We start from the raw sequence: 26,604 nt of genomic DNA, 5'->3' as shown, positions 1-26,604 counted from the left end.
CTAAGTGAAGACCGCGATCACCGAATTGTTCGGCATCGAGCACCCCATCATTCAGGGCGGCATGCATTTCGTCGGCTTTGCCGAGCTGGCCGCTGCCGTCTCCAATGCCGGCGGACTCGGCATCATCACCGGTCTCACGCAAAAGACGCCGGAATTGCTCGCGAAGGAGATCGCGCGCTGCCGCGACATGACCGACAAGCCGTTCGGTGTGAACCTCACCTTCCTGCCAGCCTTCTCGGCGCCGCCCTATCCCGAATACATTGCGGCCATCGTCGAAGGCGGCATCAAGGCGGTGGAGACCGCGGGCCGCAGCCCGGAAGCCTATATGCCGGCGTTGAAGGCCGCCGGCATCAACGTCATCCACAAATGCACGTCGGTGCGCCACTCGTTGAAGGCGGAGCGCATCGGCTGCGACGCCGTCAGCGTCGACGGTTTTGAATGTGGCGGACATCCGGGCGAGGACGACATTCCCAACATGATCCTGCTGCCGCGCGCGGCCGAGGCGTTGAAGATCCCGTTCGTCGCCTCCGGCGGCATGGCCGACGGACGCAGCCTGGTCGCCGCGCTGTCGCTGGGTGCGGCGGGTATGAACATGGGCACGCGCTTCATCGCCACCAAGGAAGCGCCGGTGCATCAGAACGTCAAGAACGCGCTGGTCGCGGCCACCGAGCTCGACACCCGCCTGATCATGCGGGCGCTGCGCAACACCGAGCGCGTCCTCAAGAACGCCAATGTCGACCGCCTGCTCGAGATCGAGCGCGAGAAGGGCGACAAGCTCACGATCGACGATATCCACGACCAGGTCGCGGGCGTCTATCCCAGCATCATGCTGGACGGCCAGATGGACGCCGGCGCCTGGAGCTGCGGCATGGTCGCGGGCCTGATCCACGACATTCCATCCTGCAAGGAGCTCATTGATCGCATCATGGGTGAGGCGGAAACCATCATCCGCAGCCGCCTGATGGGGTTCCTGGACGGAACGGAAGCGACGCGAAAGGTCGCCTGACCCCGCCAAACGTCTTAACCACGGCCGCATTTGGCCGCTGGAATTGCGCGCGACGCCTCCTAAATAGGGGTAAATTACCCCTTTAATAAATCAATTTCAGGAGGCGTCTGTGGTCCTGAAAAGCGTTCCCTTCGCAATTGTCTTTGCCCTCGTGGTCGCAGGGAGCGGGGCTGCGCGCGCTGACGACTACAAGCCAGACGAATATCTCGGCCTCGATCTCTCCAAGGCCGTGCTGTCGCCGAAGCGTCTTGGGCCGGAGACGCACTTCGCACCGGTCGCACTCGAAGCGCGCGGCGGCAACGAGGCGCAGGCTCGCGCTGAGCCCCTCGACGTGCCGAAGAAGGTTGCCGCCGAACGGGTCCGTGTGGCCGTGCCGAAGGTCGCGCATACGAAGAGCACCCAGCCGCGTGGCGCAGCACGCACCAGACTGTCGCATCGCCGTGGCAATCCGCTCGATGCACAGGCGATGGACACGCGCATTCAGACCTGGCCCTGCCGCTCCGGCGGTATCTGCAACTGGAAGCGGTAGGCGCGACGTTGAGGCCGCTTCACCTCGCCCCGCTTGCGGGGGGAGGTCGGATTGCATCGAAGATGCAATCCGGGTGAGGGGGTCTCTCCGCGAGTCCAACTGTCACCGTCCCCGCGGAGACTCCCCCTCACCCCAACCCTCTCGCCGCAAGCGGGGCGAGGGAGCGCACCACCGCCGGCGCTGCATCTCGAACGTCATCTCCGCGTCGCAAAACCGTAGGCGCGGAGTCAAAAAACCGTAAGCCGCTAGTCAAGGAGCGCGGGCACCTTCGTCGCGATTCGACGAAGGTCTCCTGAATGGCAACACTCCGCGCCTCGCGCGCATGGACCCGGCGGCAGTTCCTGGTCCGCTCCGCCTCCAGCCTCGCCATCGCCTCCCTTGCGAAGCCTCACCTGAGCCGCGCCGCTGATCGCCCGCAGATCGCGGGCGGCATCCAGTCCGGTGATGTCTCGGGCGGCTCCGCCGTGATCTGGGCGCGCGCCGACCGGCCCGCTCGGATGCAGGTGGAATGCTCGACCGTCGAGAGCTTCAAGACGATCATCGCGTCAGCCTCGGGCGATGCACTGCCCGACGCCGATCTCACCTCAAAACTGCTGCTGAACGATCTGCCCCCCGGGCAGGACATCTTCTACCGTGTCCGCTTCGACGACATTACCACTGGTCTTGCCGGCGAAAGCCGCGTCGGTCATTTCCGCACCGCGCCGGCAGCTGGCCAGTCGATCTCGTTCCTGTGGTCCGGCGACACCGCGGGGCAGGGCTGGGGCATCGACGTCTCGCGCGGCGGCTATCGCAGCTACCGGACCATGCTCGACAACCGTCCGGATTTCTTCATTCACTCCGGCGATCACATCTATGCAGACTGCACGATTCCCGCCGAACAAGAGCTTCCGAACGGCGAGACATGGCGCAACATCGTCACCGAGGAGAAATCCGAGGTCGCGCACACGCTGGCGCAGTTCCGCGGCAATTACAGATACAACCACCTCGACGAGCACTTCCGCGCCTTCCACGCGGAGGTGCCGATGTTCGCGCAATGGGACGATCACGAGGTGACCAACGACTGGTCCCCCGTCGGCAGTTATGACGAGGCCGGCTATGAGGACGATGGCACGCCGCGCTTGGTCGCGCGTGCCCGTCGCGCCTTTTTCGAATTTATGCCGATCCGCGACATCGGCGCGCGAACAGGACGCGTCTATCGCAAGATCGGCTACGGCCCGCTGCTGGACGTCTTCATCATCGACATGCGCAGCTACCGCGACAATAACTGGAACAAAGGCGATGATCACCGCGGCTGGATCCTGGGCGCTGAGCAGCTCGCTTGGCTGAAGCGCGAGCTCGCCGCCTCGCGCGCGACCTGGAAAGTGATCGCGGCCGATTTGCCGATCGGCCTGATCAGCCTGGATGCCGTCGCGCTCGGCGATGGGCCGCCCGACCGACGCGAGCACGAGATCGCCGATCTGCTTTCCTCCATCAAGCGCGCCGGCATCCGTAACGTCGTCTGGCTCACCGCCGACATGCACTACACCGCCGCGCACTATTACGATCCGAACAAGGCGCAATTTCAGGATTTCGACCCGTTCTGGGAGTTCGTCTCCGGCCCGCTGCATGCCGGCACCTGGGGGCCGGGCGAACTCGACGACACTTTTGGCCCGGTCGCGATGTACCAGCATGGCTGTAGCCCCGCGCAGGGCGACAATCTGGCGCCGTGCTTCGGCTTGCAGTTCTTCGGCCGCGTCGACATCGATGGCCGCAGCGGTGTGATGACCGTGACTCTGAAGGACGTCGACAACCGTGACTTGTGGTCGGTCGATATCGTGCCGCAGCCGCAGGCACGACCAGCCGTGGTGGCACAGCGTTCGTAGGCTGCTAACCCGATCTTGATTGGGCGCCGTGCCCCTCCCGCGTTAGGCTGAGGGTTCCCGCCACTTCTTTTCCATCACCGAAAAGTCTGCTCACGCGGCCTCGCCGCGCGCATCCGGCGGGCTGAAATATCAGGAGCCTGTTTCATGGATCATCTGAAAACACAGGGTATCAGCGTGCCCAAGCTCGGCCTCGGTACCTTCCGCATGCAGGGCGATGCCTGCCGAGCCGCGGTCGAGAGCGCGCTGTCGATCGGCTATCGCCACATCGATACTGCCGAGATGTATGCCAATGAGGAGCCGATCGGCGCGGCCATCGCGTCGTCCCGCGTGCCGCGCGGCGAGCTGCACGTCACCACAAAAGTCTGGCACGAGAACCTCGCCCCGGACGCGATCCGCCGCGCTTTCGACGCCAGCCTGCAAAAGCTCCGGCTAGACCATGTCGATCTCTATCTCGTGCATTGGCCGTCGAGGGCTGCGAACTGGGGTGCGGTGTTCGAGACCCTGATGAAGCTGAAGGAGGAGGGGCGCACGCGGGCCATCGGCGTTGCCAATTTCACCACCGCGCTGCTCAAGGTCGCTATCGAGGACATCAAGGCGCCGATCGCCTGCAACCAGGTCGAATATCACGCCATGCTTGATCAATCGAAGCTGCTGGCTTATCTCCAGCTCAAGTCGATCCCGCTGGTTGCCTATTGTCCGCTGGCACAAGGACGTTTCGCGACCGATCCGGTGCTGGCCGAAATCGGCGCCAGGCACGACACGACCGCCGCGCAGGTCGCGTTGAAATGGCTGCTCGACCAGGATGGTGTCGCCGCGATCCCGAAGGCCTCGCGCCGTGAGAGCCAGCAGGCCAATCTCGACGCGCTGAAGATCACGCTCGACGATGCCGATCGCAAGAAGATCGCTGGGCTGGCGAAGGACAAGCGCTGCGTCAATCCCGGCTTCGCACCAGCGTGGGATTAGCCCGGAGTGCTTCGAACGCAAAGAGATGGCCCCGTGAGGGGCCATCTCCTGCTGCGTTGCGCATTAGTCCCAGTGGTGGTGGCGATGGCTGCGCTTGATCACGACGACCTTGTCACCGCGATGGTGCCAGCCACGATGCCAGCCGCGGTCATGGTGCATGCGATATTCGGCGCGGGCGCCGTACGGGCTGTGATGATGATGACCGCGTTTGATCACCACCGTCTCGGCGCTCGCCAGCGTTGGCGCCGCAATCACGAGCGCGCCGAGAGCTGCAACCACATAACCAAGCTTCTTCATGACGTCCTCCTCCAAACGAATGCACATCTAAACCGCAGATTTGCGCGAACGTTCCGGAGGGACGAGGAGAGAATTCTGAACGGATGTTCAGACGAGGCGTCGCTAATCGCAGCGCTGCTGCGCGGGAGTTGGTGCGCCGGTGGCGATGTAATTGCCGTCCCTGATCGTGTACTCGCCGCGCTCGCTGCGATTATAGATCGCGCGCAGGCTGCCGTCCTTCTGTAACAGGAGTCCAAATTCACGCGTCTGGTGCAGAGAGGGGAAGTACACCATCACATTGAGCAGGCCTTCGGCGTTGACCGTGGCGGACACCAGTTCGTTCTCGTCCCTGGCCTCGCCGAAATCGCGGCGGTACATCACCCGGCCGTCTTTCCGGATTTCGTAAGTCAGGAGCGCCCCCTTGTCGCGGTCCGGCCGGGCCGCGCAGTCGACCGCCCACGAGCCGAGCAGGCCCCATTGCTCCACGGTCGCGGCCAGCGTCTCGGCGCCGGCCATGGAGGTGAACGCGACCCACAGCACCGCAGCCGCGGTCCAGCGGCTCAAACAACGCATCATGTCCTGAAAGACCCCGCCTCGAAGAATTCCAAAGTGTAGCATTACGCGCGCGGCCGTTCCACGGCAGCCGCCGAATCGCTCGCGAATTTGATCCGCGTCAATGAGGCAGGGCGTTTCGAAGGTAGGATGGCATTTCCCGAAGGCGAATGTGGATAGACTTCGATCGTCCTGTTGCTGCGACGTGCCTCCGCGATCCACGGCAGTCAGCCGCAGGTGGCCTGAGGAGGCAGTCTAAACCGGACTTTAAGCTCGCTTCTCCACATTGGCGCTACGGGCGGGCACGCCGAACTCCTTGCGGCAGACCTCGGCCAGCACGGCGACGCCATCGCGGATCTGCTGATGCGTGGGGCTGGCAAAGCACAGCCGCAGCCGCGAGCTGGAATGGCCCTTGTTGGTCGACCATTCCGGCCCCGGATTGATCGAGACGCCGGCGGCGAGCGCGGCCTGATACAGTTTTAGCGTATCAACCTGGTCGGGCAGCTTCACCCAGAGGAAGATGCCGCCCTTCGGCTCCTCGAATTCGGCGGCCGTCCCGAACTGCTCGTTGAGCGCTTCCATCAGCGTGTCGAGCTTGGTGCGCAGCGCCTTCGTCAGCGCCGGGACATGGCTTGCGAAATGCGGCTTGCAATAGGCCGCGAGCACCATCTGCTCCAGTGCACCCGAGCCCGCATCCGTCTTCAGCGCCAGCATCCGCGACATCACCTCCCAGGGCGCCACGACGAAGCCGACGCGCAGCGCCGGCGCGATCGACTTGGAGAACGAGCCGATATGGATCACCCCGCCATTCGGGCTCATCGCGTAGATCGCCGGCGGCCGCTGACCCGACCAGACCAGGTCGGCATAACAATCGTCCTCGAAAATGGGCACGCTGTATTCGGTCGCGAGCCGCACCAGTTCGGCGCGTCGGCTCTCGGGCATGATGCTGCCGGTCGGGTTCTGCACCGTCGGAATGGTGTAGATGTATTTTGGGCGGATGCCGCGGCTCTTCAGGTCGGCCAGCGTCGTCGCCAACACGTCCATGCGCATGCCGTCCTTGTCGAGGGGAATGCCGACGACGTTGACACCGAGCCGCGCCAGGCGTGTCAGTGAGCCCTGATAGCTCTCCTGCTCGAAAATCACGGTGTCGCCGCGCGCCAGCAGCGTCGCATTGACGAGATCGAGTGCCTGGAGCGAGCCGGACACGATCAAGAGGTCGTCGACCGTGCAGCTGATGCCGGCGTCTCGCTTGAGTTTCGTCACCAGGAATTCGCGCAAGGGCAGGTAGCCCTGTGGGCCATGCGCCAGCCCGTAAGTGGCGAGCGAGCGGCCCTCGCGCCGCAGCACCGTGTTGGTCGCCTCGATCAGCTCGTCGAGCGGCACCTGTTCGGAATCGTTGTTGCCGCCGACGAAGCTGTATTTGGCAAGGCCCGTCCAGCGCGCAGAAGGGGCCGGCAGCCCTGCCGGAAACAGGGGCGCGAAATCGAAGCTGGACGTCATGGGGGCGTTCCTCGTTTTGTTCTTGTTGAGCGGCGGCTTTGCGCCGGCCGCCTTACTTCTTGCCGGCCGTCCGGGTCGGGCGGCCCTGGCTGATGAAAGCGTAATGCGCGTTGGCGATGCCGCCAACCATCAGCGCTTCGACCACCGGCTCGGCGATCTCGCCCGCGGCGGCCCAGTCGACGAGAAAATTAGCTCCGGTCCCGCCGCGCACGTCGTCGGTCGGAATGAAGATCGAGACGGTGGCGAGCGGCCTCAGCGCCACCGGCGTCTTCAGATAACTCTCGACCTGCTTGCCTGCGGTGTCGAAATAGGCGATGCGTTTGATGACCAGCGGCTGGGTCTCGGAGGCGTTGTGTACGCTGAGCGTCACCGAGAAGTCGACACGCAACTTGCCCTGGCTCATCGCGACGCTGGAATAGGCGGGCACGTAGAACCCGCCGGAGACGGCGAGTGCCTCCTTCGGCAGCGCGGTGAGCGAATCAGCAAAGTTTTGTTCGATATTGACCTTGGATTGCGCGGCGGCGGGCACGGCAAAGGCGAAGGGACCTAGCAGCACGGCTGCGACGAGCCCTCTCCGCATGTGACGAATTGCTCGCTTGCCGCACCGCAACCCGTCTCTAGGGTGCGGCAAAACGGACCAATTTGGCATGCACGAGCTCATTCGCGACATTACTCTCTCTATCCTGTTTGCCTGGATGCTGGGACTTCTCGCCCATTTCTCCCGGCAACCGCTGATCCTGGCTTATCTTATCGCCGGCTTTTGCATAGGTCCATTCGGCGCCGGCTGGGTCCATTCGCAGGAATCGATCAGCGTCATCTCCGAGCTCGGCCTGATCTTCATGCTGTTCATGATCGGGCTCGAGATCGACCTGAAGAAGATCGTGCGGGCGGGGCGAGTGATCCTGTTCGCGGCGGGCGGCCAGCTGCTCGGCGGCTGTCTGCTCGGGGTCTTGTTCTTCGTCGGCATCGGCCTGTCGCTCGGCGGGCATTTCGATGCGGTCTATCTCTGCGTCGCGTGCGCGCTGTCGAGCACCGTCATCATCGTCAAGGTGCTCTATGAGAAACGCGAGCTCGATACACTGCCGGGTCGCATCACCCTCGGCATCCTGGTGCTCCAGGACATCTTCGCCATCCTGTTCCTGGCAGTGCAGCCGAGCCTGGCCAATCTGCAGGTCAGCGTCATCCTGCTCTCGATCGGCCGCGTCGCGGTACTGGTCGCGGCCGCGCTTCTGGTCAGCCGCTACGTGCTGCCGCGCCTGTTCCACCAGATCGCCCGACGGCCCGAGCTGATCCTGCTCGGCGCGCTCGCCTGGTGCTTTCTCGTCGCTGAGACCGCCGAGCGGCTCTCGCTGTCGCGCGAGATGGGCGCGCTGATCGCCGGCGTCTCGCTCTCGACCTTCCCTTACGCGCTCGACGTCACCGCCAAGGTCACCACACTTCGCGACTTCTTCATCACGCTGTTCTTCGTCGCGCTCGGCATGACCATTCCCGTGCCCGGCCTCTCGGTGATCGGCCTTGCCTTGATGATCGCGGCGTTCACAGTGGTTAGCCGCCTCGTCACGACGTTTACGCCGCTCTACCTGATGAAGCAGGGGCTGCGCGCCAGCCTGTTGCCGGCGCTCAACCTCGCGCAGATCTCGGAATTCTCGCTGGTGGTGATCCAGACCGGCGTCACCGACCACCACATCGCAGCCGAGACGGCGAATGCCGCCTCTTTCGCCTTCGTGGTGCTGGCGGTGCTCTCCACCTTCGTGATGACCCGCAGCGACGAGATCACCCGCTGGGCGATCGGCCCCTTGAAGCGGATCGGCCTGCGCGATCTCGACCATGGCAACGGCCATGCCGAGGAAGGACACGGAGGCGGCCATGGCGAGGCCCGCCGCATCGTCATCCTCGGCTTTTTCCGTGCGGCGAGCGCGCTTCTAGCCGAGATCGAACGGCAGACGCCGGTGCTGCTCGAGCAGATCACCGTGGTCGATTTCAACCCCAATGTGTACCAGACCTTGCTCTCGCGCGGTTTGCACGTGATCTATGGCGACATCAGCAATGTCGATACGCTGCTCCATGCCGGCGTCGGCAAGTCCGAGATGATCATCCTCAGCGTGCCGGATTCGCTGCTGAAAGGCGCCACCAACGAGAAGCTGGTCCGCCACGTCCGCGCACTCAATCCGACTGCCCTGATCGTCGCCACGGCCGATCTCTTGGGCGACGTCGGCGCGCTCTACGAGGCCGGCGCCAGTTACGTCACCGTAACCCGGCTCAGCGATGCACATGAGCTGTTTACCGTCATCGAAGCCGCCCAGGCCGGGCTGCTCGCGGACAAGCGCGCCGAGCTCGATCAGCGCCTCGGCGAGCGCCGCGAGGTGCTGCCTTGATGGCGTCCGGCCGCCTTCCTTGCGGGCGATCTGCGCTTATATTGCTGGTATGCCCGGTGCAAGCCTGAACCCCCTTGGCAGGCCTGCCGTCTGGCATATGTGGTTGCGCTGAGGAGACTAGCGCCCCGACCCAAGTCCGGCTAAGCCTCCCGGCCATAACCGATAGAGATTGGGAAATGCCCGATAGCGTTCAGGAAGTCTTGCAGGCCTTTGCCCGGGGTGAGCTCGTGGTCGTCACCGACGACGAGGACCGTGAGGGCGAGGGCGATCTGATCGTTGCCGCCTCGCTCTGCACCGCCGAGAAGATGGCGTTCATCATCCGCCATACCTCCGGCATCGTCTGCGCGCCCGTGACCACCGAGGACGCGCGTCGCCTGCGGCTCGATCCGATGGTCGCCCACAACGATTCCGCGCACACCACCGCGTTCACGGTCTCGATCGACTATAAGCCCGATGGCGGCACCGGCATCTCCGCCGAGGAGCGCGCCTCGTGCTGCCGTGCGCTCGCCAATCCCAATGTCGGCGCCCACGACTTCGCCCGGCCGGGTCACATCTTCCCCCTGATCGCCAAGGACGGCGGCGTGCTTTTGCGCTCCGGTCACACCGAGGCCGCCGTCGATCTCTGCAAGCTCTCCGGCCTGCCGCCGGTCGGCGTCATCAGCGAGTTGATGAACGACGACGGCAGCGTGATGAAGGGTGAGCAGGTTGCCCGCTTCGCCGCCGAGCACAAGCTCAAGCACGTCACCATCGCGGATATGATCGCCTACCGCCAGGCGCGCGAGAAACTGATCGAGCGGGTTTCGACCTTCGTCACCGAGAGCCCGATCGGTCCCTTGCAGGGCTATGCCTACCGCTCGCCGTTCGATTCCATCGCCCACGTTGCCTTCGTCTACAACGGCGTCGGCGACGGCAAGAACGTGCTGACGCGCTTCCACAAGCCGAACATCGTCAGGGACACCTTCACCGGCCACAAGCGCATGGCGGTCGTGCTCGAGCACTTCAAGAAATCGGGCCGTGGCGTGCTGGTTTACTTGCGCGACGGCGCGGCCGGTGTCCCCGTGGCGCCGCTGCCGGACGAGTCGTCAACCGAGGCCGACCGCAACCGTCAGTGGCGCGAGGTCGGCGTTGGCGCGCAGATCCTGCGCGACCTCGGCGTCACCTCGATCCGGCATCTCACCTCCTCGGTGCACGACTACAAGGGTCTGTCGGGCTTCGGCATCGAGATCGTCGCCAACGAGCAGCTCGAAAGCTGACCACATCGCTTCCAGGTGCGCGCCGTTGCGCCGCCCCGGAACGATCGAAACCAGGATGCAATTGAACTTGTTGCCGCGGCGCTTTAATTTGTCGGGCAATTATCGACGGAACCAGACGCGAAAGGACGTTTCATGAGCGTGCGCCCTCAGGCCAAGGACAAGCCGGCTGCGGCTTCTTTCCAGTGGGACGATCCGTTCCTGCTTGACGAGCAGCTCACCGAAGACGAGCGCATGGTGCGCGACACCGCCCGCGCCTACGCCCAGGACAAGCTGCTGCCGCGCGTTTCCAAGGCCTATCTCGAAGAGAAGACCGACCGCGAGATCTTCAACGAGATGGGCGAGCTCGGCCTGATCGGCATCACGCTGCCGGAAGAGTATGGCTGTGCCAATGCGAGCTACGTCGCCTATGGCCTCGTCGCGCGCGAGATCGAACGGGTCGATTCCGGCTATCGATCGATGAACTCGGTGCAGTCCTCGCTGGTGATGTACCCGATCTACGCCTATGGCGACGAGAACCAGCGCAAGAAGTACCTTCCGAAGCTGGCCAGCGGCGAGTGGGTCGGCTGCTTCGGCCTGACGGAGCCCGACGCCGGCTCCGATCCGGCCGGCATGAAGACCCGCGCGGAGAAGGTCTCGGACGGCTATCGCCTCACCGGCAGCAAGATGTGGATCTCGAACGCGCCGATCGCGGACGTGTTCGTGGTCTGGGCCAAGTCGGCCGCGCACGACAACCAGATCCGCGGCTTCGTGCTGGAGAAGGGCATGAAGGGCCTCTCCGCGCCGAAGATCGGCGGCAAGCTCTCACTTCGCGCCTCCATCACCGGTGAGGTCGTGATGGACGGCGTGGTGGTTCCCGAAGACGCGCTGCTGCCCAACGTCTCCGGCCTCAAAGGCCCGTTCGGCTGCCTCAATCGCGCCCGTTACGGCATCTCCTGGGGTGCGCTCGGGGCCGCCGAGGACTGCATGCATCGCGCCCGCCAGTACACGCTCGACCGCAAGCAGTTCGGCAAGCCGCTCGCAGCGACCCAGCTCGTGCAGAAGAAGCTCGCGGACATGGAAACCGAGATCGCGCTGGGCCTGCAAGCCTCGTTGCGCGTCGGCCGCCTGATGGACGAGGGCAAGTTCGCGCCCGAGATGATCTCGATCGTCAAGCGCAACAATTGCGGCAAGGCCCTCGACATTGCCCGCACCGCCCGCGACATGCACGGCGGCAACGGCATCTCGATCGAGTATCACGTGATGCGCCACGTCCATAACCTCGAGACGGTCAACACTTACGAGGGCACCCACGACGTCCACGCCCTGATCCTCGGCCGCGCGATCACGGGCATTCAGGCGTTTTTCTGAGCGTCTAAGGGGACGAGGCGAGGAAACTCTTCTCCGTCATGGCCGGGCTTGTCCCGGCCATCCACGTCTTAGGCCGCGAGAAGAACGTGGATGCCCGGCACAAGGCCGGGCATGACGAAGTCAGCGAGGTATGAGCTGCCATGGCCGACAATGACGACGTCCCGTTCAACCGCAACTTTCCGCTGAAGCCCGGCATCGTCGAGGAGGTCCGCCCCGGCGTGCGGCGCGTGCTCTGCAACAATCCGAGCCCATTCACCTTCACCGGCACGGTCAGCTACATCGTCGGCAAGGGCAATGTCGCTATCATCGATCCCGGTCCGGATGATCCGGCGCATGCGGCAGCGCTGCTTGATGCCGTGCGTGGCGAGACGGTGACGCACATCTTCGTCACCCACACCCATCGTGACCATTCGCCGAACACCGCGCGGATCAAGCAGGCGACGGGTGCGCCGGTCTATGCCGAAGGCCCGCATCGCGCCTCCCGCCCGCGTTTCGAGAGCGAGAAGCACAATCCGGAATCCGGCGCAGATCGCGATTTCGCGCCCGATGTCAGGATCGCCCACGGCGACGTCGTGGAAGGCGACGGCTGGCGGCTCGAGGCCGTGGCGACGCCTGGCCACACGGCCAATCATCTGGCATTCGCCTGGCCCGAGCGAAAGTTCAATTTCGTCGGCGATCACGTGATGGGCTGGTCGACCTCGATCGTGGCGCCGCCCGACGGCTCGATGACCGACTACATGGACTCGCTGGACCGGCTCGCGGCACGCGAGGAGGATCTCTATTTCTCAGGCCACGGCCCCGAGATTCCCGAGGGGCCGCGCTTTGCGCGGTTCCTGATCCGTCACCGCAAGGCACGTGAGGCCTCGATCCTGCACCGCCTTGCCAAGGGCGAGACCGATATCCCCACGATGGTCCGCGCGATTTATATCGGTATCGATCCGAGGCTGATGACGGCCGCCGGCTATTCCGTGCTGGCGCACCTCGAAGACTTGGTCGCCCGCGGCGTGGTCGCGACCGAGGGCGATCCCGTGATTGGCGGGACGTATCGGATGGCAAGCTAGCTGCCCGTCATTCCGGGGCGCGCGTCAGCGCGAACCCGGAATCTCGCGCCACAATCTCGAGATCCCGGGTTCGCCCGCGTTGCGACGCCCCGGGATGACGCTATCGCGTTACTTCTTCACCGTCTTCGCCGGCGCCTTGGGCGGCGCGACCGGCGTCTTCTTCACCGGCTTGAGCGCGTCGGCATCGGCGGCGGTGTTGAGATCGTCGATGAATTTTTTGACGCGCGCGGCGTTGCTGCCGAGATCACTGTCGAAATTGCGCGAAGCAGAGCGGATATCGACGCGGGAATCATCGCCATCGGGCACGACCCTTATCGAAACGTCCTCGCGAAAACCCATGATCGGCGTGCGCGCGACCGCTTCGATGCGGCCGATGCGGCGCGGTGGCTGCGGTGCGCGCTCATCGATCACGATCCATTTGCGCTTGTGGACGATCTGGAGCGCGATCGCATAGGCGCGGTCGACCGAAATCTCCAGCTCGACGGGCTCGATGTCGGGATAGAAATGGCGCTGCTGCTCCGCCGAATATAGGCCGGCGTAGACCGCAGTGTTGGTTCCCTCGCCGGTACGCAGCCGCGCCAGCGCCTCGAAGCGAGGCGGATCGATCGGATCGGTGGTGACGTCGTAAATCGACGGCAGCTTACGATATTGCAGGCCGAGATAGGCGGGGTAGGCGAGGATCGCCCCGTCGATCAGGAAGGCGAGCAGGATGCGCGCCATGCCACGCGAGCCGTTCTGCCAGATCGCAGCAAAGCCGGCGAGCCCGAACAAGATCGAGAGGCCGGCGATCGCGAGCCCGCCGAAGAAAGTCACAAGCGCCGGCTTCGGCTCCAGGAAATCGAAGCGCACGATGATGACCGACACCACCACCGCCACCACCGCGAACACGGCCAGATTGCGCGCCCAGCTCGCCAGGCTGGACACGGGCTCCGACTGGTAGGGAGCGGAAAACCTGCGGGCCATCGGGTGACTCTGCCGGATGTTGAGGGCGGCGCCGGCCGATCTGGCGCGACGATGCGCCGTTGAGACCACGGCCCGGAGGCAAATTCAAGGGAGTCGGGACTGTTACTGGCCCGTCATTCCGGGGCGTCCGAAGGACGAACCCGGAATCTCGAGATTCCGGGTTCGATGCCGTCGGCATCGCCCCGGAATGACATGTGCGAGCCCTGTTACGCCGCCGCGTTCGGGAAGCGATAGTCCTTGAATTGGTCGCGCAGTGCCGTCTTCAGGATCTTACCCGTCGCGGTATGCGGGATACCGTCGACGAAGACGACATCGTCGGGCATCCACCATTTGGCGATTTTGCCATCCATGTATTTGAGGATGTCCTCGCGTGTGGCCTGCTGGCCCTGCTTGAGTTGCACGATCAGCAGCGGCCGCTCATCCCATTTTGGGTGGAACACGCCGATCACGGCGGCTTCCGCCACGGCCGGGTGGCCGACCGCGAGGTTTTCGAGGTCGATCGAGGAGATCCACTCGCCGCCGGACTTGATCACGTCCTTGGAGCGGTCGGTGATCCGCATGTAGCCGTCCTCGTCGATGGTCGAGACGTCGCCGGTGTCGAAGAAGCCTTCCTCGTCGAGGATATTGGCGTCGACGTGGTAATAGGCCTTAGCGACGGCGGGCCCGGAGACCTTGAGGCGGCCGAAGGTCTTGCCGTCCCAGGGCAGCTCCTTGCCGGCGTCGTCGGTGATCTTCATCTGCACGCCGAAGGGCGCATAACCCTGCATCTGGAGCACGTCGAGCTTGGCATCGCCCGTTGCATTCTGGAACGGCGGCTTCAGCGCCGCAACGCTGCCGATCGGGCTCATTTCGGTCATGCCCCAGGCGTGACGGACGTTCGAGCCCATGTCGAGGAAGGCCTTGATCATCGAGCGCGGCATCGCCGAGCCGCCGCAGATCACCATCTTCAGATCGGGCAGCTTGAGATTGTTGGCGGCCATGTGCTGCAGCAGCATCAGCCAAACCGTGGGCACGCCGGCGGTGTGCGTCACCTTCTCGGTCGAGAGCAGTTCATAGACCGAGGCGCCGTCGAGCTTGGCGCCGGGCATCACCAGCTTGGTGCCCTGCGAGGGCGCGGAGAAAGCGATGCCCCAGCTGTTGGCGTGGAACAGCGGAACCACCGGCAGCATCGTCTCGGAGGCGCTGGTGCCGAGCGCGTCGACATTGTTGGCCATCAGCGCGTGCAGCACGTTGGAGCGATGCGAGTACAGCACGCCCTTCGGGTCGCCCGTGGTGCCCGACGTGTAGCACATCGCGGCCGCCGTGTTCTCGTCAAAGTCCTTCCATTTGAATTTGCCGTCGGCCTGCGCAATCCAGTCCTCGTAGGCGACCACATTCTTCAGCGAGGTCTCGGGCATGTGCGCCTTGTCGGTGAGCACGATGTAGCGCTCCACGCTTGGCAGCTTGTCGGCGATCTTCTCCAGGATCGGAACGAAGGTGATGTCGGTCATCACGATGCGATCTTGCGCATGGTTGATGATCCAGGCGATCTGCTCGGGGAAAAGCCGGGGATTGACGGTATGGCAGATGGCGCCGATCCCCATGATGCCGTACCACGCCTCAAGATGGCGCCAGGTGTTCCAGGCGATCGTTGCGACGCGGTCGCCGAGCTTGATGCCGTCGCGCTCCAGCATCTGCGAAACCTTGAGCGCGCGCTTGTGGATCTCGGCGTAGTTGGTGCGATGGATCGGTCCCTCGACCGAGCGTGTGACCACCTCCTGCTTGCCATGAATCCTGGCGGCGTGTTCGATGATCCGGTGGCAGAGCAGGGGCCAATCTTGCATCAAACCAAGCATTCCGACGTTCCTCCGAGAAGTCGCTGGGCGTTTTGTCGCTCTCAGCGTTGGGCCAAAGAATTGACATGACTTTTAGCCTGCCGGACTTTCGCCGCAAATGGTCTTGTCGCGGCTATATGTCCGCTGGCGCGGCAATGGTTACCGCTGCGCTTGGGCTGTTGCTCGTGCCTGCCGAGAGGGCAGAGGCGCGGAAATATTCTGCGCCACTCGATATCTTCGGCCTTGGTACACCACGGCCGCGCGCGGCCGTTCATGCCGCCAGGATTCCGCTTCCAAGACCGCGCCCTGAAGAGGCCCCCAAGCCGCTGGAAAAGGCGCTGGAAAAGGCACCGGACGAGGCTCCGGCGGAGGTTGAGGGAAAGCCGTCTCCGGACCAACCGGGCGCCGACAAGCCTGCCGAGGCTGCGTCGTCACCCCCGAAGCAGGTCTCAGCCTGCCGCCTCGCGCTGACCGAGGACATTGCGATCGCGCCCTCAATCCCGGATATCCGTGGCCCCGGTGCCTGCGGCGGCGAGGATCTGGTGCGGCTGGAAGCCATCGTGCTGCCGGATAAGCGCAAGGTGACGGTCAAGCCGGCGGCGATCCTTCGCTGCACCATGGCGTCCGCGATCGCCGATTGGGTGCGCAAGGACATGGTGCCGCTGGCCACCAGCCTCGGCTCGCCCATCAGCGAGCTCGATAATTTCGATTCGTTCGAATGCCGCGGCCGCAACCGCGTCGCTGGCGCGATGCTGTCCGAGCACGGCAAGGCCAATGCCATCGACATCCGCGCCATCAAGCTCGCCAATGGGCAGTCGATCGGCCTCACCGACCGCGCCATGTCGCGCGAGGTGCGCGAGCGCGTGCTGCACTCGGTGTGCGCGCGCTTCTCCACCGTGCTCGGCCCGGGCTCGGACTGGTATCACGAGGACCACATCCATCTCGACCTGGCGCAGCGACGCAACGACTACCGGATCTGCCAGTGGAATGTCTGGGATCCCCTGCCGCAGGTCGCTCCGCTCTTGCCGGCGGAGCGCCCTGAGGAGGCGCCGCCACGCGAGGTCGCAGCCAAGCCTGAGGCGAAGGAAGGCGCGGAGGACGAGGCGACGGAGAAATCCCCCGCGCCTGCCGAGAACTCGGTGGCCGATGGCAACAAAGCCCAGCCGCACAAGCCGGCAACAAAAAAGCGCCGGTAAAACCGACGCTTTTGGATTTCAGAGATCAGGGCGCGATCAGTAGCTGCCCGCTTGGCCGTTTTGGCTGCTGCCGAGCGCCAGCCGCGAGTTGTAGGGGGAGTCGCCATGCTTGGGCTCAAGCACCACGACGATCGTGCCGACCTTGACGCGGTTATAGAGGTCGATCGCGTCTTCGTTGGTCAGGCGGATGCAGCCCGACGAGATCGAGGCGCCGATGTATTCCGGCTGGTTGGTGCCGTGGATGCGGAACAGCGTGTCCTTGCCGCCCGAATAGAGATACATCGCACGGGAGCCCATCGGATTGTCCGGACCCGGGGCGACATAGGTCGGAACGCCCAGGCGCGAAATCTCGCCCGGGGTCGGATGCCAGGCCGGCCACTCGGTCATGCTGCCAACCTTGGCGATGCCCGACCAAGCCATGGCCTCTTCGCCGACGGTGATGCCGTAACGGATCGCCTTGCCGCCATCGAGCACGTAATAGAGGTAGTGATTGTCGGAATCGACCACGATCGAGCCCGGGGACTCCTTGCGGTGGTATTCGACGATGGCGCGGCGGAACGGCTCTGCAACGGGGGTATTTTCGTACCGGACCTTGGCCAGGAGTTCCTTGTCCTTCGGCTTGAACGCCTTGGTGTCGGTCGCTTCATAGTGCGTGGCCTGCATACAGCCCGACAGCATCAGGCCAGCGGCCAAAATCCCCAACTTAACTTTCAGCGACGACATGGTTTGGTTCCAATCAAAACAATACCGTGCGGAAGGCCTGAGCTTAGCGCCCAAGTTCCTCGACTCCGTTAATCCCATTATCGTCGAAATCTGCCACAATTCCAGCGCTGAAGCCCTTTTCCCGCGCTGCAAGAGCCCAGCTGTGGCTTTTCTGCCGCAAATTTGGGGATGTTGTGAGGGTTTTTTGGCCTGACGCGCCAGACTGTCGATTCCGTGCCACAGTTGAGCCCCGGGGACGCCGCAAATGCAAACGCTCCGTTAATGTTGTTGTCATCGTGAACCTGTCAGAATCGCGCTAAGGGGCTGTCATTCTGTCGCAGGATCTCTGGAGCTTTTGATGTTTTCGGTGTTTGTTCCGTCCGAGGCCGCCCTCAAGAAGGCTGTCATCGAGGATCTTGCGACAGTGCCGGAGAACGCCGTCTGGATCGACCTCGTCAATCCGAGCGCGGCCGAGGATAAGGCGGTGGAGCGGCTCGCGGGCATCGCCATCCCGACCCGGGAAGACATGCAGGAGATCGAGATCTCCAGCCGCCTCTATATGGAGAACGGCGCGCGCTACATGACTGCGACGCTGATGTGCCACTCCGATACCGACATGCCCCGGACCACGGCGGTGACCTTCATCCTCGGCGACCACCGCCTGGTGACGGTGCGCTACGACCTGCCGAAGCCGTTCGCCCTGGTCGAGGCCAAGCTCGCTCGCTCCTGCACGCCCTCAATCACCGGCGAGATGGTGCTGATGGAACTGCTGGACGCCGTGATCGACCGCTGCGCCGACATTCTGGAGCGTTGCGGCACCGAGATCGATCAGGTCTCGCACGACATCTTCGAGCCTGAGAGCGAGCGCCACGGGCAGGCAAAGAGATATTCCCAGATCTTGATCTCAATCGGCCGCAAGGGCGATTTGACCTCGAAGGTTCGCGAAAGTCTGGTGTCGATCGGTCGCGTCGTGACGTTCCTGTCCGCGGTGGTCGAGGGCGTGAAATGGTCGAAGGACATGCGCGAGCAGCTCAAGACCATGCAGCGCGACGTCGCCTCGCTGACCGACCACGCCTCCTATCTCTCCAACAAGATCACATTCGTGCTCGACGCCATGCTCGGAGTCGTCAATCTCGAGCAGAACAACATCATCAAGCTGTTTTCGGTCATGGCAGTTGTCCTGATGCCGCCGACACTGATCGCCTCAGTCTACGGCATGAATTTCAAGGTAATGCCGGAGCTCGAATGGGTGCACGGCTATCCGATGGCGCTGGTGATGATGCTGATCGCCGCCGTCGTCCCGTACTGGATCTTCAAGTGGAAGAAGTGGCTGTAGGTGCCGTGCTCGAGCAAAGATACCTACCGAGATATTACGCCGCTCGCTGAGACACGGTGAATCGTGTCGCAGAATAGATCGGGATTGCGGCGGCGCGGTGATGTGTGCGCCGTGCCGCAATTCCTCCGGTAAAATTTGAGCGGTGGGCTGAACGTTTGCGCGAAACTTGTCTGCGATAAGCAGTGCGTAGCCGCGAGGAACAGCCATGGTTGAAAAACACATAACGTCGCCCCGCAACGTCATCGATCTGGCGAACTATCGTCAGGTCCTTGCGAGCGGCAAGGCGCCGTCGATGTCGGCGCGCATGTGCCGGCACTGTGGTGCTCCGCTGCTCGATGGTGAGAACGACGACGACTGCTCGACCGCATTCAATGCCGCAGCTCCCCGGCTGCGCGATCGCTCACGTCGGATTCGAATCGATTGAGGAACGGAAGGGCGGGCGATCCAGGTCTTGCGGCGGCGTTGTCTGGATCGCCTTGCTTCCGTCCAAGCTTCCCTGACGTTGGGCCGTGCGTCCGATTTGGGCCATGGCGCCTCCCCCCGATCCTTCCTATCTCTATTGGTATTCGTAACGGAGCCGGTTAGGCTCGCGTCTTATGACGTCGGAGGCGCCGATGGGTGTTGGAATCAAAGAACCCACCAAGGCCGGGCACATGTCCGGCGAGCGCTTTCGTGCGTTCCAGGAAGGTCGCCCGGATCATGAACGCTGGGAGCTCGTTGCAGGTGTCCCGATAATGATGACTCCCCCAACGATCGCGCACAACCGCATCGCAGGAAACCTCGAGCGTCTGCTCAATGATGCGTTGGCGCGGTACGACCAGGGTCGTATTGCCATGCAGCGTCCCGGCATCGAGCTCGGCTCGGGCGAATTTCGCCCGGAGCCGGACGTCGCGGTCATCGATGCGGAGTACGAGCCGGACCAGAGGTTTGTGGACCGCGCTTATTTATTGGCGGAGATTGTCTCCGCGACCGACGGCATGCGGGTGCCCGACACCGAGACGAAGTGGATCGACGTCAAGCGGACCATCTATCTCGCGCATGCGGCCTGCGATGCAGTGCTCATCATCGAGCAGGACCGGATGGAGGTGCGCCTGGACGTCAGGACGCCAGCCGGGTGGAATTCGCAAACGCTCGGAGCATCCGATGGTCTGAAGCTGCCCGAATTCGGGCTCCAATGCGCAGTCGCCGATCTCTACGAGGGGACGCCGCTCCAGCCGCGTCGCGGACAAAAACGTTCAGCTTGATCTTTGTGTCATTCCAGGTCTGCTCCTGATCGGCCAACCGGGAATGACGAGATCAAACGTGCTGGCCGCCGTTGATGTGGATCTCGGCGCCGTTGACGTAAGAGCTGGTGTCGGTGCACAGCACGTAGATGATCTTTGCCACTTCGTCGGGCGTGCCGAGGCGGTGCATCGGGATCTGCTGCTCGACGATCTTCTCGGTGCCGGGTGACAGGATCGAGGTGTCGATCTCGCCCGGGGCGATCGCGTTGACGCGCACGCCGATCCGGCCGAAGTCGGAGGCCATCTCGCGCGTCAGCGCGGCGAGCGCGGCCTTGGAGGTGGCATAGGCGGCCCCGGCGAAAGGGTGCACGCGCGAGCCCGCGATCGAGGTGACGTTCACCACCGAGCCCTTGGCGGCCTTCAATTCCTCGATCAGCCCGCGCGCCATCATGATCGGCGCGAAGAAGTTGACGTGGAAGACATGCGTCCAGGTGTCGAGATCCGTGTCGACCGAGCCGAGTCGGGAGCCACCGGGGCCCTTAGGTGAGATCGCGGCGTTGTTGACCAGCGCATGCAGCGTGCCACCTTCGAGTCGGCGGCGGATTTCGCTGATTGCGCGCAAGGTGTCCTCGGGGTCGCCGAGGTCGACCTGGATATGGTCTTCGGGCCCCGCGTCCCAGGGACAGTCCTCCGGGAAAGGATGCCGCGAGCAGGTGATGACGCGCCAGCCCGCCGAGGAAAAGCGGATCACGGTGGCGTGGCCGATGCCGCGGCTGGCTCCGGTCAGAAGCAGCGTACGACGCGGTGCATTGGACGAATGCGGCATGGACATCTTTCAGGTTGGCCCAAAGCTCGAGACAGGGTTGAAGGAGGCTCAGGGGTACAACCGCGTCTTGGACCATTTCTGGCCGGCGGCGTCACGGCGAAATTCGATGCGGTCGTGCAGGCGGAACGGGCGGTCGTGCCAGAACTCGATACGCAAGGGCGTGATGCGCCAGCCGCTCCAGCCCGGCGGCCGCGGCACTTCGCCGATGACGTATTTGGCCGCGACCTTCGCGATGGCTTGTTCGAAAGCGAATCGGCTCTCCAGCTCTTGCGACTGCTTGCTCGCCCAGGCGCCAATCTGCGCCTGCTTTGGTCGCGTCGCGAAATAGGCGTCCGCCTCCGCGTCGGTCACCGGCGTCACGTTGCCGCGGATGCGGACCTGTCGGCGCAGCGACTTCCAGTGAAAAAGTAACGCTGCCTTAGGATTTGCGGCGAGCTCGCGGCCCTTCTGGCTGGCGATGTGGCTGTAGAAGACGAAACCTTCGGCATCGAAGCCCTTCATCAGCACCATGCGCACATCGGGCAGCCCGTCAGGGTCGACGGTTGCGAGCGCCATGGCGTTCGGATCGTTCGGCTCGCTCTTGATCGCCTCGTTCAGCCAAGCCTCAAACAGCGCAAATGGCTCATCGGCAGCGGTGAAATCACCGGATGTTAAGGGTGTCTGGTGTTTCATCGAGGTCGTGTCGGTCATGTCCGGAGTCCGAGTTGCGTCCCGCGGCCCAAAACGCGTTGTTGTCCGCTATCGCCCTATATAGGGCATGGCGACGCGTTGGCCTATCGGCGATCCGGCCGTCCGGCTTCGTCATGACGATGATTCTGATCGGGGTTGGTGCCGGCGGCTGCAGCTTTTCCCGCAACGACAGCAGCGCCTATGCCAAAGCCGACGATGGCGATCTCACCGGCTCGATCGCGCGGCCGGCGAAGGATGCCCCGCCGACCGAGACAGATCTCGCCTTCACCCGCAACGCCGCCTCCGACGTCCTGAGCAAGGGTGACAAGGATTCCAGCCAGCACTGGGAGAACCCGGAGACCGGGGCCCGCGGCTCGGTGACGCCGATCGCGCAGTCCTATGCCGCCGAGGACGGCCGCAAATGCCGCGATTTCCTGGCGAGCTACGTCAATGGCAGCACCGAAAGCTGGCTCCAGGGCGCCGGCTGCCAAAGCAGCCGTGGCCGTTGGGAGATTCATACGCTAAAGCCGTGGCGGAGCTAGGTTCAGCGCACGCTCCTAGTTGCAAAAATGCCACTCTCTTCCCACATGACCGGCAGATGGGGCGGGGAGCCCTTTGAACAATTCGATTTCTTGAAGGAGACGTGACGAATGCGCGACCCCTATGAGGTCTTGGGGGTGCCGCGGAGCGCCAACGCTGCCGCCATCAAGAGCGCCTATCGCAAGCTGGCCAAGAAGCATCATCCCGACAGCAACAAGGGTGACCCGAAGGCCGCCGAGCGCTTTGCCGAGATCAACTCGGCCAACGAGATCCTCGGCGACGAGGACAAGCGCAAGCAGTTCGATCGCGGTGAGATCGACGCCGAGGGCAAGCCGCGCTTCCAGGGCTTTCCGGGTGGCGGCGGCCCACGCGGCCGCGCGGGCTCTGGCGGGTTCGAGAGCTATACATTCCGGAGCGGCGGTGCGGGCGGCCCGGGCGGCGGCGCGTTCGAGGATATTCTCAACAGCATGTTCGGCGGCGGGATGCGCGGCGCGCGGCCCGGGGCCGGCGGCGGCGCGCAGTTCGAGTTCGACACCGGCGGCATCGGGCTCGATCTCGATGTCAACGTGGCCATGTCCGTCTCGCTGGAGGAATCGGCCAAGGGTGGCGAGAAGCGCGTCCGGTTGCCGACGGGCAAGGAGCTCAACGTCAAGATTCCCGCTGGCGTCACCGAAGGCCAGCAGATTCGGCTGCGGGGGCAGGGCGAGAGCGCGCAAGGCCATCCGCCTGGCGATCTCCTGATCACCATCAACATCGCGCCGCACCCGTTCTTCAAGGTCGAGGGCGCCGACCTCAGGATCGACCTGCCGGTCACGCTTTACGAGGCGGTGCTTGGTGGCAAGGTCCGCGTGCCCACACTCGGCAATGCCGTGGAGCTCTCGATCCCCAAAAACACCTCCAGCGGCCGGACTTTCCGCCTCAAGGGTAAGGGCCTGCCCAAAGCCGGTGGAACCGGGGATCTCTTCGTGACCATCAGGATTATGTTACCAGACGGGAACGACGCAGAGCTCGAAGCATTGATGGAGAAGTGGCGGGACCTACATCCCTACAACCCGCGGAGTGGGCTCGGCTAAGCATGATCCGGACCGGGAGGACCGCACTAGCGCAAAGTGCGCAGCGGTTTTCCAAAGAGATCATGCGCAAACAAGAAGGCGCTATCCGAGGCCACCTCGACGATCGGAGCATTCTCTTCCCGAAAGGATGATGCTCAACATACGCCTGAAGCGCGCATTGCGCTTCGACGCTGACGTTTGAGACGTGTCGGCTGTCCGGTGGGGCAGCCGATAAAAAGGTGCGGCCTCGAGAGGGGGACCAGCGCGGTACCAAAAACCCCAATCGAGGCCGCTCGCGTCGATCGGCGGATCGAACGCCACTCATAATCGCGTGAACACCCGGTGCGATAATGAGACGCGTCGATGTCCTGATTCCAAATTTTCAATGACGGAATCTGGGCATCGCGCTTATGCGGTTGCTCAGGTGCCGTTTTTCTCCGCCTGGTCGTAGACGGCCTGCGCCACCCTGGTCAGCCGGTCGCGGTCACCGCTGCCGCTGACGACGTAGCCGACGCCGCGCTCGGCCCAGAACAGCGCGCCGTCCTTGTCCGTTTTGGCGTAGCGCATTTGCGTTGCACCATTCTCGGTCTTGGCGGAGTAGATCGTGTACCGCTCGCCCGAGGCGCCCTCATACATCAGGAACGATGCCGGGCCGTTCGGTCCCGGCAAGAGCCGGCCGCCAACCAGCTTCAGTCCGCTCGCCTCCAGGTTCGGTGCGAACACGGTCCAGCCGCAACGCCGGGTCAGCCAGGCCTGCAAGTGGTCGCGCTCGTTGCCGCCGACCTCGACGGGGTGGCGGACTTCGACGACATAGAGGCGATGGGCTTCGAGCGCGTCCGCCGTAAAGCTCTGGAAGGTTGAGGGCGCGTTGGCGGCACCATGCGCGACCCAGCCGGCCGTGCCGCCGGCGACGAAAGCAACCAGCACGGCCGCGGCGGCGCCATAGAGCCATTGCCGCGGGCGGCGCTCCAGCCGTTCCAGTTCCAGCCGCGCCGGCACCGGTTCCTGGGCGACGGCATCGTAGCGGGTGTGCAGCATCTCAGCCATGGCACGCCAGGACTGCACGCGCTCGGCCTCGTCGGGATGGGCGGCAAGAAAGGCCTCGACGTCCGCGCCGCGCTCGGCCGGCAACTCGCCATCGACATAGGCGTGCAATTCGTCCTCGGTCACTGGGATCTTGCGGTCGTTCATATCGGTCGTCTCTGGCTCCGCGGCCCAAAAATCGTTCTTGGCTCAACTTCGCTTGCGTCCTCCGCAGTCTGCGGCGCGCGATACGCGATGCATCATCCTGTTCTCATTTCACCCGCCTGAGCGCCGGGCGCTCGCCCTCCAGCGAGGCTTTGACGTGGGCTCTGGCGCGCGCCAGGCGCGACATCACGGTGCCGATCGGCACGCCCTGGATGTCGGCGACCTCGCGATAGCTCATGCCTTCCAGCATCACCAGCAGCAGCACCGAACGCTGTTCCTCGACGAGAGTGGCCAGCGCCTTCTCGATGTCGCGTCCTTCGGCCTCGGTCCCGCTGGCATCCGGATTGTTCTCCGTCAGCGGCATGAATTGCGGCCGCCTTGCCAGCGAGCGCCGCCGGTTCTTGTTGAGGTTGGTCAGGATCGTATAGAGCCAGCTCCTGACGTCGCCTCCGAGAAACAGCCGCTCCGAACGCAGCGCCCGCACCAACGTGTCCTGCACCAGATCGTCGGCCGCATCCGCATCGCGCGTCAGCGCGCGGGCGTAGCGGCGCAGCGCCGGGATCATCGCTTCCACACTCTGGCGAAACGCACTCATGCCGTCTTGGCGTCCTGCTGTCCGGCGCGAGCGCCTTTAGCGATCATAACACCCGAGCGGAACGGCTATTCCGGCATTCGAAACAGCGTTAACGCCGCGGATTAGGGCTGTACCGCAGGGGAGGGCTGGTGTACCTCCAGACCTCAACGAGAGCTCGACGGGACGTTCAAAAATGGCGCAGAATTCAGGTCTGATGCAAGGTAAGCGCGGGGTGATCCTCGGCGTTGCCAACAACCGCTCGATCGCCTGGGGTATCGCCAAGGCATGCCACGCCGCCGGTGCCGAGCTTGCCTTCACCTATCAGGGCGATGCGCTGAAGAAGCGCGTCGAGCCGCTTGCCGCCGAGATCGGTGGTCTCGTGCTCGGCCATTGCGACGTCACTGATGCCGCGACCATCGACGCAGCCTTCGCGGTGCTGAAGGAGAAGTGGGGCAAGATCGACTTCCTGGTGCATGCGATCGCCTATGGCGAGCAGCTCGACGGCCGCTACGTCGACACCACGCAGGAGAACTTTTCGAAGTCGATGCTGATCTCCTGCTATTCGTTCACCGCCGTGGCGCAGCGCGCCGAGAAGCTGATGACGGATGGCGGCTCGCTGATCACGCTCTCTTATTACGGCGCCGAGAAGTGGATGCCGCATTACAACGTGATGGGCGTGGCCAAGGCGGCGCTGGAAGCCAGCGTGCGCTATCTCGCAGCCGATCTCGGCGAGAAGAACATCCGCGTCAACGCGATCTCGGCAGGCCCCATCAAGACGCTCGCCGCCTCCGGCATCGGCGATTTCCGCTATATCCTGAAGTGGAACGAATATAACGCGCCGATGCGGCGCAACGTCTCGACCGAGGACGTCGGCGGCAGCGCGCTGTATTTCCTCTCCGACCTCTCGCGCGGCGTCACCGGCGAGGTGCATCATGTCGATTCCGGCTACCATGTGCTCGGTATGAAGCGCCCGGACGCGCCTGACATCGCGCTGAGTGGCAAGGATTAACGTTCAGCCGACATGCCGGTGCCCACGATCTACTTCCTTCGCCACGGCGAGACCGAATGGAACGCGCTCGGCCGGCTCCAGGGCACCAAGGACGTCCCGCTGAACGCACGCGGCCGCAGTCAGGCGGTGCATGCTGCCGGCGTTCTGGCCGATCTGTTGACGCGCGACGGCAAGGACAGAGCGGTGCTGCCCTATGTGTCGAGCCCGCTCGGACGTGCGCGTCAGACCATGGAGCTCGTGCGCGGCAAGCTCGAGCTGCCGCCTGCCGACTATTCCCTTGACGACCGCCTGCGCGAGATCGGTTATGGTGTCTGGGAGGGGCTGACACTGGCGGAAAGCGAATCCTCAGATCCCGATGTCTATGCAAGGCGCCTTGCCGACAAATGGACGGTGGCGCCACGCGGCGGCGAGACCTATGGGGCCGTGCAGCTCCGCATGCTCGACTGGTACGAGTCGCTTCTGGTCGATACCGTCGCGGTCGCCCATGGCGGCACCTGCCGCGCCCTGATGGTGGCCTTGGGCATCGAGACCCCCGCCAGCGCCGCCGAGCTCTACATCGAGCAGGGCGCCGTCTACGTGTTCCGCGACAGGCGGCTGGAGAAGTTCAGCTAGGCCTACCCACTGTCATTCCGGGGCGCCCGCAGGGCGAAGCATGGCGCGCAGTTGCGCTCCTGAGAATCTCGAGATTCCGGGTTCGATGCTCTGCATCGCCCCGGAATGACGGAACTAGGGTTGAACCTGGTGCTCCGCGGCGCTACGACATTGACAAACAACGTTTATGTAAAACA

At 64.0% G+C, this 26,604-nt stretch carries 27 protein-coding genes; 16 read left to right on the top strand and 11 right to left on the bottom strand.

The window, feature by feature from the left end:
- The first annotated feature begins 4 nt into the window (after positions 1 to 4).
- The 4 genes from P6U29_RS30440 to P6U29_RS30425 all read left to right on the top strand — a co-directional run bounded on the left by P6U29_RS30440 (position 5) and on the right by P6U29_RS30425 (position 4,360).
- A complete protein-coding gene (locus P6U29_RS30440; RefSeq protein WP_407114049.1) occupies positions 5 to 1,006 on the top strand; it encodes an NAD(P)H-dependent flavin oxidoreductase in 1,002 nt (333 codons plus the stop codon).
- A gap of 109 nt (positions 1,007 to 1,115) precedes the next feature.
- Positions 1,116 to 1,535, top strand: a complete 420-nt coding sequence (locus tag P6U29_RS30435) for a hypothetical protein (RefSeq protein WP_407114048.1) — start codon at positions 1,116 to 1,118, stop codon at positions 1,533 to 1,535.
- A gap of 296 nt (positions 1,536 to 1,831) precedes the next feature.
- Entirely contained in the window at positions 1,832 to 3,397 is a 1,566-nt protein-coding gene (locus P6U29_RS30430; RefSeq protein ID WP_407114047.1) for an alkaline phosphatase D family protein, read from the top strand.
- A 144-nt stretch (positions 3,398 to 3,541) separates the two neighbouring features.
- Positions 3,542 to 4,360: an aldo/keto reductase gene (locus P6U29_RS30425; protein WP_407114046.1), complete on the top strand. Its 819-nt coding sequence runs from the start codon at positions 3,542 to 3,544 to the stop codon at positions 4,358 to 4,360.
- A gap of 63 nt (positions 4,361 to 4,423) precedes the next feature.
- On the opposite strand, the gene P6U29_RS30420 is transcribed toward P6U29_RS30425, so the two are convergent.
- The 4 genes from P6U29_RS30420 to P6U29_RS30405 form a co-directional block, all read right to left on the bottom strand.
- The gene (locus P6U29_RS30420) at positions 4,424 to 4,657 is read right to left on the bottom strand and encodes a hypothetical protein (protein ID WP_407114045.1); all 234 of its coding nucleotides are present in this window, start codon (positions 4,655 to 4,657) and stop codon (positions 4,424 to 4,426) included.
- 102 nt (positions 4,658 to 4,759) lie between these two features.
- Positions 4,760 to 5,212, bottom strand: a complete 453-nt coding sequence (locus tag P6U29_RS30415) for a hypothetical protein (RefSeq protein ID WP_407114044.1) — start codon at positions 5,210 to 5,212, stop codon at positions 4,760 to 4,762.
- Between the two features lie 243 nt (positions 5,213 to 5,455).
- Positions 5,456 to 6,688 (bottom strand): PLP-dependent aminotransferase family protein, encoded by a 1,233-nt coding sequence (locus P6U29_RS30410; protein WP_407114043.1) that lies wholly within the window; start codon positions 6,686 to 6,688, stop codon positions 5,456 to 5,458.
- Positions 6,689 to 6,740: 52 nt separating this feature from the next.
- Complete coding sequence (locus tag P6U29_RS30405; protein WP_407114042.1) at positions 6,741 to 7,268, bottom strand: DUF3124 domain-containing protein; 528 nt, start codon at positions 7,266 to 7,268, stop codon at positions 6,741 to 6,743.
- A 67-nt stretch (positions 7,269 to 7,335) separates the two neighbouring features.
- Here P6U29_RS30405 and P6U29_RS30400 point away from each other — a divergent pair, with 67 nt between their 5' ends.
- From P6U29_RS30400 to P6U29_RS30385, 4 genes are all read left to right on the top strand, one after another.
- Complete coding sequence (locus P6U29_RS30400; protein WP_407114041.1) at positions 7,336 to 9,063, top strand: cation:proton antiporter; 1,728 nt, start codon at positions 7,336 to 7,338, stop codon at positions 9,061 to 9,063.
- Between the two features lie 176 nt (positions 9,064 to 9,239).
- Positions 9,240 to 10,316: a 3,4-dihydroxy-2-butanone-4-phosphate synthase gene (gene ribB, locus P6U29_RS30395; protein ID WP_407114040.1), complete on the top strand. Its 1,077-nt coding sequence runs from the start codon at positions 9,240 to 9,242 to the stop codon at positions 10,314 to 10,316.
- Positions 10,317 to 10,448: 132 nt separating this feature from the next.
- The gene (locus tag P6U29_RS30390; RefSeq protein WP_024340297.1) at positions 10,449 to 11,663 is read left to right on the top strand and encodes an acyl-CoA dehydrogenase; all 1,215 of its coding nucleotides are present in this window, start codon (positions 10,449 to 10,451) and stop codon (positions 11,661 to 11,663) included.
- A gap of 140 nt (positions 11,664 to 11,803) precedes the next feature.
- On the top strand, positions 11,804 to 12,724 hold the full coding sequence (locus tag P6U29_RS30385; RefSeq protein ID WP_407114039.1) for an MBL fold metallo-hydrolase: 921 nt from the start codon (positions 11,804 to 11,806) through the stop codon (positions 12,722 to 12,724).
- A 108-nt stretch (positions 12,725 to 12,832) separates the two neighbouring features.
- Here the strand turns inward: P6U29_RS30385 and P6U29_RS30380 are convergent, their stop codons facing one another.
- On the bottom strand, positions 12,833 to 13,687 hold the full coding sequence (locus P6U29_RS30380) for a DUF1499 domain-containing protein (protein WP_407114038.1): 855 nt from the start codon (positions 13,685 to 13,687) through the stop codon (positions 12,833 to 12,835).
- Between the two features lie 206 nt (positions 13,688 to 13,893).
- Positions 13,894 to 15,522, bottom strand: coding sequence for a fatty-acid--CoA ligase (locus P6U29_RS30375; RefSeq protein WP_407114037.1), 1,629 nt, complete (start codon positions 15,520 to 15,522; stop codon positions 13,894 to 13,896).
- 65 nt (positions 15,523 to 15,587) lie between these two features.
- Between P6U29_RS30375 and P6U29_RS30370 the strand changes: the two genes are divergently transcribed.
- Positions 15,588 to 16,697 carry an extensin family protein gene (locus tag P6U29_RS30370; RefSeq protein ID WP_407114036.1) on the top strand — a complete coding sequence of 370 codons (1,110 nt, stop codon included), beginning with the start codon at positions 15,588 to 15,590 and terminating at the stop codon, positions 16,695 to 16,697.
- 36 nt (positions 16,698 to 16,733) lie between these two features.
- On the opposite strand, the gene P6U29_RS30365 is transcribed toward P6U29_RS30370, so the two are convergent.
- Positions 16,734 to 17,420: a L,D-transpeptidase gene (locus P6U29_RS30365; protein WP_407114035.1), complete on the bottom strand. Its 687-nt coding sequence runs from the start codon at positions 17,418 to 17,420 to the stop codon at positions 16,734 to 16,736.
- Between the two features lie 337 nt (positions 17,421 to 17,757).
- Between P6U29_RS30365 and P6U29_RS30360 the strand changes: the two genes are divergently transcribed.
- The 3 genes from P6U29_RS30360 (at position 17,758) to P6U29_RS30350 (ending at position 19,979) form a co-directional block, all read left to right on the top strand.
- On the top strand, positions 17,758 to 18,735 hold the full coding sequence (locus tag P6U29_RS30360; RefSeq protein WP_407114034.1) for a magnesium transporter CorA family protein: 978 nt from the start codon (positions 17,758 to 17,760) through the stop codon (positions 18,733 to 18,735).
- Between the two features lie 205 nt (positions 18,736 to 18,940).
- Entirely contained in the window at positions 18,941 to 19,159 is a 219-nt protein-coding gene (locus tag P6U29_RS30355) for a hypothetical protein (RefSeq protein ID WP_122404698.1), read from the top strand.
- Positions 19,160 to 19,349: 190 nt separating this feature from the next.
- Positions 19,350 to 19,979 (top strand): Uma2 family endonuclease, encoded by a 630-nt coding sequence (locus P6U29_RS30350; RefSeq protein WP_407114033.1) that lies wholly within the window; start codon positions 19,350 to 19,352, stop codon positions 19,977 to 19,979.
- Positions 19,980 to 20,031: 52 nt separating this feature from the next.
- Here the strand turns inward: P6U29_RS30350 and P6U29_RS30345 are convergent, their stop codons facing one another.
- A complete protein-coding gene (locus P6U29_RS30345; protein WP_407114032.1) occupies positions 20,032 to 20,784 on the bottom strand; it encodes an SDR family NAD(P)-dependent oxidoreductase in 753 nt (250 codons plus the stop codon).
- A gap of 48 nt (positions 20,785 to 20,832) precedes the next feature.
- Positions 20,833 to 21,474: a pyridoxamine 5'-phosphate oxidase gene (gene pdxH, locus P6U29_RS30340; RefSeq protein WP_407114031.1), complete on the bottom strand. Its 642-nt coding sequence runs from the start codon at positions 21,472 to 21,474 to the stop codon at positions 20,833 to 20,835.
- 113 nt (positions 21,475 to 21,587) lie between these two features.
- On the opposite strand from pdxH, the gene P6U29_RS30335 reads away from it, so the two are divergent.
- Positions 21,588 to 21,995: an RT0821/Lpp0805 family surface protein gene (locus tag P6U29_RS30335; protein WP_407114030.1), complete on the top strand. Its 408-nt coding sequence runs from the start codon at positions 21,588 to 21,590 to the stop codon at positions 21,993 to 21,995.
- A gap of 108 nt (positions 21,996 to 22,103) precedes the next feature.
- The gene (locus tag P6U29_RS30330) at positions 22,104 to 23,066 is read left to right on the top strand and encodes a DnaJ C-terminal domain-containing protein (RefSeq protein ID WP_407114029.1); all 963 of its coding nucleotides are present in this window, start codon (positions 22,104 to 22,106) and stop codon (positions 23,064 to 23,066) included.
- 399 nt (positions 23,067 to 23,465) lie between these two features.
- On the opposite strand, the gene P6U29_RS30325 is transcribed toward P6U29_RS30330, so the two are convergent.
- Both P6U29_RS30325 and P6U29_RS30320 read right to left on the bottom strand, forming a co-directional pair.
- Positions 23,466 to 24,236 (bottom strand): anti-sigma factor family protein, encoded by a 771-nt coding sequence (locus P6U29_RS30325; protein ID WP_407114028.1) that lies wholly within the window; start codon positions 24,234 to 24,236, stop codon positions 23,466 to 23,468.
- A 103-nt stretch (positions 24,237 to 24,339) separates the two neighbouring features.
- Positions 24,340 to 24,828, bottom strand: a complete 489-nt coding sequence (locus tag P6U29_RS30320) for a sigma-70 family RNA polymerase sigma factor (protein ID WP_407114027.1) — start codon at positions 24,826 to 24,828, stop codon at positions 24,340 to 24,342.
- Positions 24,829 to 25,000: 172 nt separating this feature from the next.
- On the opposite strand from P6U29_RS30320, the gene fabI reads away from it, so the two are divergent.
- Complete coding sequence (gene fabI / locus P6U29_RS30315; protein ID WP_407114026.1) at positions 25,001 to 25,816, top strand: enoyl-ACP reductase FabI; 816 nt, start codon at positions 25,001 to 25,003, stop codon at positions 25,814 to 25,816.
- Positions 25,817 to 25,828: 12 nt separating this feature from the next.
- Positions 25,829 to 26,428: a histidine phosphatase family protein gene (locus tag P6U29_RS30310; RefSeq protein ID WP_407114025.1), complete on the top strand. Its 600-nt coding sequence runs from the start codon at positions 25,829 to 25,831 to the stop codon at positions 26,426 to 26,428.
- Positions 26,429 to 26,604 lie beyond the last annotated feature (176 nt).

This window comes from Bradyrhizobium sp. LMG 9283 (assembly GCF_045571415.1).
Taxonomy (GTDB): Bacteria; Pseudomonadota; Alphaproteobacteria; order Rhizobiales; family Xanthobacteraceae; genus Bradyrhizobium.
This window is presented reverse-complemented; position numbering and strand designations above follow the sequence as displayed.